Below are 12308 nucleotides of genomic sequence, written 5' to 3'. Positions count from 1 at the left end.
TACCGGTTATAGACCATCGACCCGCTACGCTGCCGCCCTGGTCCCCGCCCATCGATGTCGTTGACGACGAGGAGTCATCAATGAACCCGCACACCAGTTCCTTGTGGCCGTTGCTGACCCTGCTGGCGCGAGTGCTCGTCGTCGTGGTCGCGGCGGCGATCGTTCCGCTGGTCGGCCACATCAACCCCAACCCGTTCTCGTTCACCACCGACAACATCTTCTGGCTTGCGGCGAACTGGCTCACCGCCGCGGTGCTGACGGTGGTCGCCGGCGCATCCGGCCTGGGCGTCCGACGACACGCCGACCTGCTGCGGACGATCGCGGCCATCGCGATCGCGATCGAACTACTGATCGTGCTGATCATGGTGATCGTGCAGGCGATCGGCGGTGCCCGTCCCGAACTGCTGGCAGCGAGCGTGCTGCGGTTGGTCGCCCTGCTCCTGGCCAGCGTCACGGTCGTCCTCGCCTTCCTGGTGTCCCGCGGCAGCGCCGGCCAGTCGTTGCCGCTGCTGGGCCTCGGCGCTGTCACGCTCGCAGCGCTGGTCGCGGAGCTGGCCGCGATCGTCGACAGCTGGGTGCCGGCCGGGTCGAGCCTCTTCCTCTACGACGCCGAGAATCTGGTCCTTGCCGCCTGCACCGTGGTCGGTGTCTGGTTGGCGATGCGGCTCACCAGGGCCGCTGTCTGGGCCGGCGCCGGAGTCCTCGCGGTGCTCGCCCTGGTCCTGGTCTGGTCCACGATCAGGAACCCGAGCTACAACGTCCCCGCGGCGGTCATCAGCGTGTACGTCATCGAGTCGCTCCTGGCGATCGCCGCCGTCGTGACGGCGATTCTGGCGGCTATGGCGACCAAGCCGGGCCGGGTACCGTCCAATCCAGCCTGAGAGACGGTGTCGGAGAGTTATCCACAGGCCCGTACGGCTACCCTCGGGTCGTTATGTCTGAACAGGTCCGCCAGCCGAGCCGGGTACCGGCAGCGATCCGTGCTGTCCGCCCCCGCCAGTGGATCAAGAACGTCCTGGTGCTGTCCGCTCCGCTGGCGGCCGGCCAGCTGTTCCAGCCGGCGATCCTTCGGTCGGCCGCACTCGCCTTCATCGCTTTCTGCCTGATCAGCGGCTGCGTCTACCTGATCAACGACATCCGCGATGTCGAGGAAGATCGGCTACATCCGCGTAAGCGGTTCCGGCCGGTTCCGGCCGGCCAGTTGTCGATCCGAACGGCCTGGATCGAGGCGGCGATCATCGGTGCCGTCGGGCTGATCATCGGATTCTGGACCTCGCCTCCGCTCGGCGCGACACTGCTGGTCTATCTGGTGCTGCAGATCGGCTACTCGGTCTTCCTGAAGCATCAGCCGGTGATCGACTTGGCAGTCGTCTCCAGCGGGTTCCTGCTGCGGGCCATCGCCGGCGGTGTGGCCGGGCACATTCCGCTCAGCCAATGGTTCCTGTTGGTTGCCTCCTTCGGCTCGCTGTTCATGGTCGCCGGAAAGCGCTACTCCGAGATGCTGTCACTGGGAGCCGACGCGGGGACCCGCAAGTCACTGGCCAGCTACACCGACACCTATCTGCGCTTCACCTGGATGCTCGGCGCCGCGATGGTCCTGATCAGTTACAGCCTGTGGGCCTTCGACAACATCCAGCGCGGCCCGTGGGGCGTCGGTTGGACAGCGATCTCGATTGCCCCCTTCAGTCTCGGACTGCTGCAATATGCCCGGGAGATCGACATCGGTGAAGCCGGTGAACCGGAGGACGTGGTGCTCCGCGATCGCGTCCTGCAAGCCTTCGGACTGCTCTGGCTGATCGTGATCTGCATCGCAGTCTTCGGTCCCCAGTCCCGGTAGCCCGACGAAACGTAGCCCGACGAAACGTAGCCCGACGAAACCACGAGTCAGCAGGGAGAACCATGATCGACGCACTCGGTGTCCCGCAGTCGCTGTTACTGCTCGGCGGCACGTCCGACATCGCGCTGGCGATCGCCCGCCGGTACGCTGCCGCCCGCCCCGGGCTGAAGGTGCTGTTGGCCGCCCGTCCGGGCGATCGGCGTACGACTGCGGCAGCCGACCTGCAGCAGGCCGGTTGCACGGTCACCGAACTGGATTTCGAGGCGACCGACGCCGAGAGCCGCAGGCGGGTGATCGAGCAGGCCTTCGACGCCGGCGACATCGACTGCACGGTGGTGGCGTTCGGAATCCTGGGTGACGCCGAAGCGGCCTGGACCGACCCGGACGCCGCTCTTGCCATGGCGGAGATCAACTACACCGCCCCGGTCCATCTGGGTGCCCTACTGGCAGAACGGCTCCGCGGCCAGGGTTACGGCCAGGTCATCGCCTTGTCCAGTGTGGCCGGCGAGCGGGTGCGCCGTTCCAACTTCGTCTACGGCTCTACCAAAGCCGGTTTCGACGGCTTCTACTCGGGGCTCGGCGAGGCGCTCAAGGCCTTCGGCGGCCGGGTGCTCGTGGTCCGGCCGGGATTCGTCCGGTCCAAGATGACGACCGGCATGGACGAGGCTCCGCTGGCGGTGACGCCCGAGCAGGTCGCCGACGCGACGATCGCGGCGGTCCGCGATCGCAAGGAGCTCATCTGGGTGCCGGCGCCGATGCGGGTCGTGATGTCCGGACTGCGGCACGTGCCGCGGCCGCTCTTCCGGCGGCTGCCGATCTGACTAACCCGGGTCCTTGTGCCCGACGATGTTGATCACGTTGCCGTCGGGTGCCCGGACGAAGAACCGCTGCGGACCCCACGCCTCAGTCGTCAGCGGATGCACGATCTCATAGCCGCGCCGGACCGCCTCCTCGTACGCCTCCTGCACCTGATCACCGACCGCCACGGACAGCACCGAATCGACCGGAGCCGTCGCGTCCCGGGTGACGAGCTGGATCGCCGAACTGCCTCCCGGCAATCGGAACCGGGTCACCCAGTCCAGACCCATGTCGTCGGGGGTCAGACCCAGATAGCCCTGATAGAAGTCCCTGGCCCGGTCAAGGTCGGGGACCGAGAGATTCGCGATGATGTGAGTCGGTTGCACGTCTGTCTCACTCCTGGATGACCTGGTCGACCGCATGCCGTCCGACCGCCGCTAGGACTGGATTGTCGTCCGAATTGGCCAGCAGCGAAAGGCCGAGGCTGAGCGCCCAACCGCGGGCGCGGCGCCAGAGATCAGCATCGTCGCCGGCGATCCGGACGTAGTGATCACGGAATCTGCTGCGCCCGACGGGATCGAAGGCGAGCCAGCCGACGGCCAGATCGGTGGCCGGGTCACCAGCGGTCAGATCACCGAAGTCGATCACCGCCGCCAGTCGGCCGTCCTTGATCAGCAGGTTGGCGGGATGCGGATCGCCGTGCACCCAGACCGGCGGGCCGGTCAGTTCCCGCGTCGTGACCAACTCGTCCCACAGCGTACGCAGTCGGCCGGGCGGGTCCACGATCGCGAACTGCTGCGCCACCAGCTCCGCACGCTGCGCCAGCGGAATCCCCCGGACCGGGTTCACGGGTGCGTCCGGCGGTGCCGGTCGGTGCAGGGCCGCGAAGAAGGCTGCCAGGTCGGCCGCATAGCGGGTGCGCTCGCTGACCGGGATGCCGGATAGCGGATCGCCGTCGAACCAGGGACCGATCGACCACGGCCAGTCGAATCCCGGTCCGGGCCGTCCGGCACGCTCGGGAACCGGGATCGACAGCGGCAGCCGGGGCGCCAACTCCGGCAGCCAGCGCTGTTCCTTGATGATCAACTCCGCCACCAGCTGCCGGCGCGGCAGCCGTACCGTACGCGTCCGGCCGAGCCGGTAGATCACGTTGTCCCAGCCGTTGGCGACCAGCGACAACTCGTCGAGCAGATCGAGATGCTGTTGCCGGATCAGCGCTGTCACCAACTCGGCCGTGACCTCGACCTCGGCTGCCGGCATCCGCATGGAGCCAGGCTAGATCGTCTGGGATCGTTACGGGCACCAGGCCAGGCCGCTCCACCAGGCCCATCTCGACCAGTTGCTCACCCCGAATTTGGTCCGAGTGCGCAGGCTGACCCGGAGTTCGGGTGCCCGGGTCCAGTAGACGCTCGGGTTGTGGTCGTAGGTGCCTTTGCTGACCCAGTGCAGACCGGACACCGGCGCGGTCCAGCGGTAGTCGTTGGTCGGCTCCCAGACACGCGGCTGGATCCGCCCGCCGACACTCGCCTGTCGCAGGTCACCACGGAACCGGACCACTCGGCGATATTGGGAGAACGAGTCGTAGTATCCGGTCCGGCAGGCCTGGCCCTTGACGTGGCGGACGGTCTCGTAGAGCGTCGTCCAACCGGTACCCGCGTGCGCGGGAGCGGACGTGTTGACGATCAGTGCCAGCACAGCCGTCAGCGCGACCGGGATGGCCAGGACCCGACGTACGGAACGTTTGGACATGCTGGCACCCTAACCGACCACAAGCTCACCTTGGGTCGATCAGACCGGCGGCACTCCGTGTCTCTTGATCGAGAAGGTCCGGTCCTTGGTCGCCGCCGCCGCGAAGCGTGCGATCAGTTCGCGACGGACGTCCCGCGGCTCGATGATGCCGTCGATGATCAGATCCGAAGCCAGCCGGAGGATGTCGATGTCGGTCTCGTATTCGGTCTGCAGGCCGGAGACGTACGCCGCCCGTTCGTCCGCGTCGGTGATCTCGGCGATCCGATTGGCATACACCGCGTTGATCGCCGCCTCCGGTCCCATGACGGCGATCTTCGCGGTGGGGAGCGCCAGACAGGCATCGGGTTTGAAGCCGGGTCCTGCCATCGCGTAGAGACCGGCGCCGTACGCCTTGCGGACGATCAGTGACACTGCCGGCACTGTCGCCTCCGCCACGGCGGTGATCATCTTGGCGCCGTGGCGAATGATTCCCATCCGCTCGACCTCGCTGCCGATCATGAAGCCGGGGACGTCGGCGAGATAGAGCAGCGGCATGTTGAACGCATCGCAGAGCCAGATGAACCGGGCGGCCTTGTCGGCGGAGTCGACGAACAGCACTCCGCCCTTGACGGCAGGCTGGTTGGCAACGACCCCGACCGGATTTCCTGCCAGGCTGGCGAATCCGGTCACCAGCTCCGGTGCGAAGAGCGGTTTGGTCTCGAAGAAGCTGTCCGCGTCGATGATCGCCTCGATCACCCGCCGGATGTCGTAACCGCGGGCCTCGTCGGCCGGGACAAGCTCATCGGTGAACTCGCGCGCCGGCTCGGTCGCCTCGCGGGCCGGCGGAAGCGACCGCCAGCTACCGGGCAGATAGCCGAAGAAGTCCTTGGCCTGCTCGATCGCATCCTCGTCGTCGGCCGCGAGTTGATCACCGCAGCCGGAGACGGTGGCGTGCATCCGAGCACCGCCCATCTCCTCCAGGCTGACCCTCTCCCCCACCACCATCTCGGCCATCCGCGGCGATCCCAGATACATCGACGCATTGCCTTCGACCATGATCACCAGATCGCAGAAGGCAGGGATGTAGGCACCACCGGCGGCGCTGGGGCCGAAGAGGCAGCAGATCTGCGGCACCTTGCCGGACAGCGCGACCTGGTTGTGGAAGATCCGACCGGCGCCGCGGCGGCCGGGGAAGAGGTCGACCTGATCGGTGATCCGGGCGCCGGCGGAATCGACGAACCAGAAGATCGGCAACTCGTCGGCCAGCGCGATCTCGGTGATCCGGATGATCTTCTCCACCGTCCGGGCTCCCCAGGAGCCGGCTTTGACACCCGGGTCGTTGGCGACCACCAGGGCCGGGCGGCCGTCGACCAGGCCGCGGCCGGTGACCACGCCGTCGGCGGGCAGTCCGGCTGCCTGGGCGTTGGCGAGCTGACCGTCCTCGACGAAGGTGCCGGCGTCGAAGAGCAGGTTGATCCGGTCCCGGACGTAGAGCTTGTGCTGGCTCTTCAGCTTCGCCGCGGCCCGTTCGGTCGGCGCCAGGGTCGCATCCCGGGCAGCGGCGAGCTCGGTCGCGCGATCGGCCGCGTGATCGGAGCTCACTCGACGTCCAGCCCGAGTCCGCGCGCGATCAGCAGTCGCTGCACCTCCGATGTTCCCTCGCCGATCTCGAGGATCTTGGCGTCCCGATAGAAGCGGGTGATCGGGTACTCCTCCATGAAGCCGTAGCCCCCGAAGATCTGGGCGGCGATCCGGGTCGCGGTGACGGCGTACTCGGTTGCCTGCAGTTTGGCGATCGACGCGGCCCGCTTGTACGCCTTCAGTCCCGGGCCCGTGCCCCGGTCGATCGCGTCGCGCATCGCGGCCGCGGAGTAGACCAGCAGATCCGCGGTGTGAGCCATCACGTCAAGATCAGCGAGCTGGAAGGCGACCGCCTGTTTGCTCCCGATCGGGACACCGAATGCCGTGCGCTCACCGGCGTACTGCAACCCAAGATCACGACAGGCGCGGATGCAACCCAGCGCCAACGCGGCGATCGCGACCCGTCCGTCGTCAAGGATCGCCAGGAATTGGGCATATCCGCGGCCGCGCTCGCCGAGCAGATGATCAGCGGGCACCGCGGCATCGGTGAAGGTCAGCGGGTGGGTATCGGAGGAATGCCAGCCGAGCTTGTCGTAGGCCGGCTCGACGGTGAAGCCCCGTGTGCCGGTGGGCACGATGATCGCCGAGATCTCCGCGCGTCCGTCCGGCCGGGTGCCGGTCCGTGCGGTGACGGTGACCAGCGAGGTCCGGTCGGTGCCGGAGTTGGTGATGAACTGCTTGGCGCCGGTGATCACCCACTGGTCGCCGACCAGCTCCGCCCTGGTCCTGGTCGCCCCGGCATCCGAACCGTTCTCGGGTTCGGTCAGCCCGAAGCCGGCCAGCGCTGTGCCCGCCACCAGATCGGGCAGCCAGCGCTGTTTCTGCTCCGGTGTCCCGAAGGTCGCGATCGGGTTGATGCCCAGCCCGACGGCGGCCTCGACGGTGATGCCCAGCGACTGGTCGACCCGGCCGATCTCCTCGATCGCGATGCACAGGCTGGTGAAGTCTCCGGCACCGCCGTATTCCTCGGGCGCGTGCAGGCCGAAGACCCCGAGCTCGCCCAGCTTGCCGACCGCCTCGGACGGGAATCGGTGCTCGGCGTCCCAGCCGGCGGCGTACGGCGCCACCTCGGCGGCCGCGAAGTCGGCCATCACCGTGCGGAAGTCCTGGTGTTCCTTGTCGGCCACACTGGATTCCTCGGCCATCTCAGGCCTCTGCGGTCTGGCCGGTGACGTCCCACAGATGATGGATGACATCGTGCAGGAAGTATTGGAGGAAACTACGGACGGTGAATTCGGCACCGTCGGAGCGGAATCCTCGGCGCTCCAGCTGGGACTCCTCCAGCGCTCGGATCCTTGCCACCAGGGTCTGGCTGAAACCGGCGATCTCGGCGGCCACCTGGTCGGGATCGAGGCTGAGGTAGTCGGAGGCGATCGCCGTCTCGTCCTGGTCCCAGTTCGCGAACGCCGGATCGTTCTCGACCAGCATCAACACCAGCCGTGCGTCGTACAGCTCGATCAGATCCCGCACATGCGCGCCGTACTCCAACGGCGACCAGACCCGTGGTTCGGGGCGGCGATCGGCTGCCGGATTCTGTGTCAGGATCTGGACCCACTCGACCGCTGCAGCCTCCAGCCGGTCGGCGATCTCAAGAACGTCGAGCGTGCCGGCCGCCAAGCCGCAGTCCGGGCAGCGCATCCGGATCGTCCAAGTCCAGTCCTTGGTATCAGGCACGGGCTGGGCGGACACGGGATGCTCCGGCAGAGACTGCTCCATGGGCACAGAGTATCCCCAGGCCGAGTGCTTCACCTGTGCACAAACAACGCGTTTCGGTGGACGACGGGACGGGTGTTGTGGACGCGTCAGTGCATACAGAATTTCCCGGATTTTCTTTGTCCATTGGGGTTGCGTTCAAGCCAGGAGTGCGAGTAGAAATTCAGTCACGCACCCCGCAAGGGATGCGGGATCTGATGAAGACCACGATCCATCCGGCGGGTTTCGGCTCGCCGCCCGGTGATGACGAGCCGGGGTGATCGCAGGAGCATCGGTGAGGCCGGATGCGTCATCAACCTGGCCGTCAGTGGGGCTCGTCCAACTCATACTTGGACGAGCCCCACGTCTATTCTGCCCCCATGGCGGCCCCTATCCTGATCCGGTGAGCATCGACCTCAACGCCGATCTGGGTGAATCCTTCGGCCGCTGGCAACTCGGTGACGACCCGGCCATGCTGGAGTTGATCACCAGTGCGAATGTGGCCACCGGATTCCATGCGGGTGACCCGGCAACCCTGCTGGCCACCTGTCGTGAAGCGGTGGCTCGCAACGTGGTGATCGGCGCCCAGGTCGGCTATCGCGACCTGGCCGGCTTCGGGCGCCGTTTCGTCGACGTCGACCCCGCCGAGTTGACCGCGGAGATCATCTATCAGATCGGCGCGCTGGACGCGCTGGCGCGCAGTGTCGGCGGCCGGGTCGCCTATCTCAAGCCGCACGGCGCGCTCTACAACACGATCGTCGACCACGAGAAGCAGGCCCGAGCGGTGGTCGACGCACTCCTGGGCTACCCGGAGCCGCTGCCGCTGCTCGGACTGCCGGGCTCGCGGGTGCTCGAGATCGCCCAGGACAACGGGATCCGGACCGTCACCGAGTACTTCATCGACCGCAACTACACGCCCGAACACCGCTTGGTCGATCGCCGGCTGCCGGACGCGTTGATCCACGATCCGCAGGTCGCCGCCGAGCGTGCCATCCAGGCCGCGCGGGACCAGGTCGCGGAGTCCTTCTGCACCCACGGCGACTCCCCCGGCGCGGTCACCATGGCCCGCACGGTTCGTACGGCGCTCACCGAGGCCGGCATCGAGATCGCCCCCTTCGTCTCATGATCAGCTGATGCCCCATGATCAGGTGGTAACCAGGAGGCTGCTCCCGTACGGCGAATCTGCCCGGCTACTGGAGTGTCAGGACCTTGACGACAGCCAGCGGATGGCGCAGTGGCTGTCGGTCCAGCGGCGCCCGGAGATCGCCGGCGTCGTTCCCGGAGCCCGTACGCTGCTGCTCCGGCTCACCGCCCCGCTGCCGGCCGAGCTCGCCCGAACCATGATCACGATCGAGCCGGAACCGCTGCGCGCCCGCGCCGCCGAGGCTGTCACCATCGACGTCCGCTACGACGGTGCGGATCTTGCCGAGGTCGCTGATGGCCTGGGCCTCAGCACCGAGGAGTTGATCACGCACCACACCGGGCAGCAGTGGGTGGTCGCGTTCTGCGGCTTCGCACCAGGGTTCGGGTATCTGGCGCCGACCGGACCCGAGCTCCGAGTGCCCCGAAGATCAACGCCGCGGACCCGGGTGCCCGCCGGTGCGGTGGCCATCGCCGACAACTGGTCTGCGATCTATCCGACCGCGAGTCCGGGCGGCTGGCAGTTGATCGGCAGCACCGACGTACGACTCTTCGACGTGACGGCCGATCCGCCGGCGCTGCTGTCGCCCGGCACCCGGGTGCAGTTCCGCCGACTGACGCCATGATCATCGTCGAACGCACCGGACCACTGGCACTGATCGAGGATCTCGGCCGGGCCGGCTACGAGGACCTGGGCGTCTCGCCCTCCGGTGCCGCCGACCGCAGCGGCCTGCGGACCGCGAACCGGCTGGTCGGCAATCCCGAGGACGTCGCCGCGATCGAGATCCTGCTGGGCGGCCTGCTGGTCGCGGCCGGACGGCCGATGTGGATCGCTGTAGCCGGCGCACCCACCACTCTGTCGATCAACGACCGGCCCGACGCCTCGCACCAGCCGGTCTACCTGCGGGCCGGGGACCGGTTGGAGGTCCAGGCCCCTCGGAACGGGCTGCGCAACTATCTGGCGGTGCGCGGCGGGATCGAGGTACCGGCGGTCCTGGGCAGCCGGTCGGCCGACCTGCTGGCGGGCCTCGGTCCGGCCGCGCTCCGTCCCGGGGACCAGCTTCCGGTCGGTCGCAGCACACTCCCGCAGCCCGGGATCGATGTGCTGCCGGCGCGCCCAGCGGAGCGGCCGTTACGGGTCAGGCTGCTGCCGGGACCGCGAACCGATTGGTTCACCGATGCCGCGCTGGACTCGCTCGGAACGCAGCTGTGGCGGGTCGGCAGTGATGTCGACCGGACCGGCGTGCGGCTCGACGGTGAACCGCTCCGGCGTCGGATCACCGACGAACTGCCGAGCGAGGGACTGGTCCGCGGCGCCGTCCAGGTGCCACCGTCCGGCCTGCCGATCGTCTTCGGCTCCAATCACCCGGTGACCGGCGGCTATCCGGTGATCGGCGTCGTACCGGACGCCGACTGCGATCGGGTGGCGCAACTGCGGCCAGGTGACGGCTTGCGGCTCCGCTGGAGCGAGCGATGATCACGATCTTCGCTCGATCTGCGGCGGTGCGCGGACAGCGAGCTCGGCAGCGAGTTCACTGTGAATGTGATCACCTCGGCTCCGAGGCCGGCACTGCTGCCGCGCCGAGTCGTGCTGGCCGCGGCCCTCGGAGGGCTCGTCGGTAGCCCGTTCCTGGCCGGCTGCGGCCGGGATCCGATCACGAGCGACATGGTGCGGGCGAACGTGGACCGCAACCGACCCGATGCCATGCCGACTGCAGCGACTGTCGACTCCCTGACCCGGTTCGGGGCCGAGATCAGTTCCCAGGCCCAGGCCGGCAGTCACAACAATTTCCTGTGTTCACCGCTGTCGCTGTGGCTGGCGCTGGCCATGACCCGCAACGGCGCCGCAGGGAGGACCGCCGCGGAAATGGATAAGGCGCTCCGCTTCGGCGATCTCGCCGGTTTGAACCAGGGGCTCAACACCACATCCCAACTGCTCGCCGAGCGCTCCGGCAAGCAGCAGACGAGCTCGCGAACGGGCAAGGTCGCGTTGCGCATCGCCAACCAGCTGTTCGGCGACCAGACCTTCAGCAAGGACCCCAACGCCTGGCGCCGGCCGTTCCTGGCGGCAGTGGCGCGATATTACGGCACCGGAATGGCGCTGGCCGACTTCCAGCACAAGCCCGCCGACGCACAGCGGCGCATCAACGACTGGGTGGCCGATCAGACCAACGACAAGATCACCAAGCTGCTGCCCGACGGGATGATCACCGGCGACACCCGGCTCGTCCTGGTCAATGCGCTCTACCTGGCGGCGCCGTGGCTCGAGAAGTTCGCGGCGGCCGGCAGACGGCCGTTCCACCGTCACGACTCCGTTGTACCGGCCGACATGATGCGCATCTCGATGGACTCCGGCACCGCAAAGACGATGCTCGGCACCGTGGTCCGGATCCCCTATCTCGGCAACCAACTGGCGATGACCGTGATGCTGCCGGCCCCTGGGCGGGAGGCAGCCGTCCGTGACCGGCTCGTCCGTGAGCTGCCCGGCATGCTCGGCCAGCTGGCGCCGGCACAGGTCATACTCACCATGCCGAAATTCAGCTACCGCACGACGATCGATGTGAAACTGGTTCTCCGGTCGCGTGGAATGGAGTTGGCCTTCAGCGACAGTGCCGACTTCTCCTTGATGAGTCCGCAGCCGCTCAAGATCACCGACATCGCTCACCAGTGCACCATCGGTGTCGACGAGGAAGGCACCGAGGCGAGCGCTGCTACCGCCGTCGTGCTCGATGCCAGTTCCGGGTCGAGTGCCAGACCGATCGAGATCACCCTGGATCGTCCATTCTGGTACGTCATCCACGATCTGGCGACCAAGGTGCCGCTGTTCGTCGGCTACCTGGCCGATCCGACCGCCTCCTGACGGCCCGATTCGGCTGGCGCCCGTCCGACCCGATCGGTAACGTCTCCAGGGTGTCCGGCCCACCTTCCGTCACGCTTCGCGCGCCCACCCCAGCCGACGCTGACGTGTTGTTCAGCATCGCTGCCGAGCTGAGCACCTGGGAGGAGCGCGGCCCGTCCTCGCCGGCCCCACTGACCCGAGCGGCCTACGAAGCCAGGATCGCTGACGTCGAGGCCGAGGCCTCAGGCCCGAATGTCCGGTTCGCAGTGGACGTTGATGCCGCTGTGGTCGGTACGGTCTCGCTCTTCGGATTCGATCAGCTTGCGCGCCATGCCGAGGTCGGAATCGCGCTGGCGGCCGAGGCCCGCGGCAGGGGCATCGGTACGTCCGCAATCGCCCAGATCGTCGAGTTCGCCTTCGTACGCTGCAACCTGCGCCGCGTGCATCTGGAGGTGATCGAGTCGAACCGTGGCGCGATCCGCGCCTATCAGAAGGCCGGGTTCGTGGTCGAAGGTCGCCAGCGCGAGCATGCCTGGGTACGCGGACGCTACGAGGACATCCTGCGCATGGGGTTGCTCCGCTCAGAGTGGGAGTCCGGGCCGGGCTCGGCAGTCTCCTAGACTCCGGTGAGGT

At 67.6% G+C, this 12308-nt stretch carries 14 protein-coding genes; 8 read left to right on the top strand and 6 right to left on the bottom strand.

Going from position 1 to position 12308, the window contains the following annotated elements:
* Positions 1-80 precede the first annotated feature (80 nt).
* From IEY07_RS20470 to dprE2, 3 genes are all read left to right on the top strand, one after another.
* Entirely contained in the window at positions 81-881 is an 801-nt protein-coding gene (locus tag IEY07_RS20470) for a hypothetical protein (protein ID WP_188897348.1), read from the top strand.
* 53 nt (positions 882-934) lie between these two features.
* Positions 935-1837: a decaprenyl-phosphate phosphoribosyltransferase gene (locus tag IEY07_RS20465; protein WP_188897347.1), complete on the top strand. Its 903-nt coding sequence runs from the start codon at positions 935-937 to the stop codon at positions 1835-1837.
* A 62-nt stretch (positions 1838-1899) separates the two neighbouring features.
* Complete coding sequence (dprE2, locus tag IEY07_RS20460) at positions 1900-2658, top strand: decaprenylphospho-beta-D-erythro-pentofuranosid-2-ulose 2-reductase (protein ID WP_188897345.1); 759 nt, start codon at positions 1900-1902, stop codon at positions 2656-2658.
* Here dprE2 and IEY07_RS20455 read toward each other — a convergent pair whose 3' ends face one another.
* Genes IEY07_RS20455 through IEY07_RS20430 form a run of 6 tightly spaced genes read right to left on the bottom strand, consistent with a single transcriptional unit; the run spans position 2659 to position 7720 of the window.
* A complete protein-coding gene (locus IEY07_RS20455; protein ID WP_188897343.1) occupies positions 2659-3021 on the bottom strand; it encodes a VOC family protein in 363 nt (120 codons plus the stop codon).
* Positions 3022-3028: 7 nt separating this feature from the next.
* A complete protein-coding gene (locus IEY07_RS20450) occupies positions 3029-3901 on the bottom strand; it encodes an aminoglycoside phosphotransferase family protein (protein ID WP_188897341.1) in 873 nt (290 codons plus the stop codon).
* 27 nt (positions 3902-3928) lie between these two features.
* Positions 3929-4384 (bottom strand): hypothetical protein, encoded by a 456-nt coding sequence (locus IEY07_RS20445; protein WP_188897339.1) that lies wholly within the window; start codon positions 4382-4384, stop codon positions 3929-3931.
* Positions 4385-4423: 39 nt separating this feature from the next.
* Positions 4424-5965, bottom strand: a complete 1542-nt coding sequence (locus IEY07_RS20440) for an acyl-CoA carboxylase subunit beta (protein WP_188897337.1) — start codon at positions 5963-5965, stop codon at positions 4424-4426.
* Positions 5962-7149 (bottom strand): acyl-CoA dehydrogenase family protein, encoded by a 1188-nt coding sequence (locus tag IEY07_RS20435; protein WP_188897334.1) that lies wholly within the window; start codon positions 7147-7149, stop codon positions 5962-5964. Before IEY07_RS20435 ends, IEY07_RS20440 begins: the two co-directional genes overlap by 4 nt.
* 1 nt (position 7150) lies before the next feature.
* Entirely contained in the window at positions 7151-7720 is a 570-nt protein-coding gene (locus tag IEY07_RS20430) for a DinB family protein (RefSeq protein ID WP_188897333.1), read from the bottom strand.
* Between the two features lie 379 nt (positions 7721-8099).
* On the opposite strand from IEY07_RS20430, the gene IEY07_RS20425 reads away from it, so the two are divergent.
* The 5 genes from IEY07_RS20425 (at position 8100) to IEY07_RS20405 (ending at position 12295) form a co-directional block, all read left to right on the top strand.
* Positions 8100-8822 carry a LamB/YcsF family protein gene (locus tag IEY07_RS20425; protein ID WP_188897331.1) on the top strand — a complete coding sequence of 241 codons (723 nt, stop codon included), beginning with the start codon at positions 8100-8102 and terminating at the stop codon, positions 8820-8822.
* Between the two features lie 7 nt (positions 8823-8829).
* Positions 8830-9462 (top strand): 5-oxoprolinase subunit B family protein, encoded by a 633-nt coding sequence (locus IEY07_RS20420; RefSeq protein WP_188897329.1) that lies wholly within the window; start codon positions 8830-8832, stop codon positions 9460-9462.
* Positions 9459-10313 (top strand): 5-oxoprolinase subunit C family protein, encoded by an 855-nt coding sequence (locus IEY07_RS20415; RefSeq protein ID WP_188897327.1) that lies wholly within the window; start codon positions 9459-9461, stop codon positions 10311-10313. The genes IEY07_RS20420 and IEY07_RS20415 overlap by 4 nt, the downstream gene beginning before the upstream one ends.
* A 66-nt stretch (positions 10314-10379) precedes the next feature.
* Positions 10380-11696 carry a serpin family protein gene (locus tag IEY07_RS20410; protein ID WP_188897325.1) on the top strand — a complete coding sequence of 439 codons (1317 nt, stop codon included), beginning with the start codon at positions 10380-10382 and terminating at the stop codon, positions 11694-11696.
* Between the two features lie 50 nt (positions 11697-11746).
* The gene (locus tag IEY07_RS20405; protein WP_268239250.1) at positions 11747-12295 is read left to right on the top strand and encodes a GNAT family N-acetyltransferase; all 549 of its coding nucleotides are present in this window, start codon (positions 11747-11749) and stop codon (positions 12293-12295) included.
* Positions 12296-12308: the final 13 nt, after the last annotated feature.

The organism is Microlunatus endophyticus, from assembly GCF_014646195.1.
GTDB classification, from domain to species: Bacteria; Actinomycetota; Actinomycetes; order Propionibacteriales; family Propionibacteriaceae; genus Microlunatus; species Microlunatus endophyticus.
The sequence above is the reverse complement of the archived record's forward strand: the minus strand, read 5'-3'. Positions and strand labels throughout refer to the sequence as shown.

Bases quoted from the DNA above. Each gene is read 5' to 3' on its own strand.
- IEY07_RS20470 (WP_188897348.1), top strand. From the start codon at position 81: ATGAACCCGCACACCAGTTCCTTGTGGCCGTTGCTGACCCTGCTGGCG.
- IEY07_RS20465 (WP_188897347.1), top strand. From the start codon at position 935: ATGTCTGAACAGGTCCGCCAGCCGAGCCGGGTACCGGCAGCGATCCGT.
- dprE2 (WP_188897345.1), top strand. From the start codon at position 1,900: ATGATCGACGCACTCGGTGTCCCGCAGTCGCTGTTACTGCTCGGCGGC.
- IEY07_RS20450 (WP_188897341.1), bottom strand. From the start codon at position 3,901: ATGCGGATGCCGGCAGCCGAGGTCGAGGTCACGGCCGAGTTGGTGACA.
- IEY07_RS20445 (WP_188897339.1), bottom strand. From the start codon at position 4,384: ATGTCCAAACGTTCCGTACGTCGGGTCCTGGCCATCCCGGTCGCGCTG.
- IEY07_RS20435 (WP_188897334.1), bottom strand. From the start codon at position 7,149: ATGGCCGAGGAATCCAGTGTGGCCGACAAGGAACACCAGGACTTCCGC.
- IEY07_RS20430 (WP_188897333.1), bottom strand. From the start codon at position 7,720: ATGGAGCAGTCTCTGCCGGAGCATCCCGTGTCCGCCCAGCCCGTGCCT.
- IEY07_RS20420 (WP_188897329.1), top strand. From the start codon at position 8,830: ATGCCCCATGATCAGGTGGTAACCAGGAGGCTGCTCCCGTACGGCGAA.
- IEY07_RS20415 (WP_188897327.1), top strand. From the start codon at position 9,459: ATGATCATCGTCGAACGCACCGGACCACTGGCACTGATCGAGGATCTC.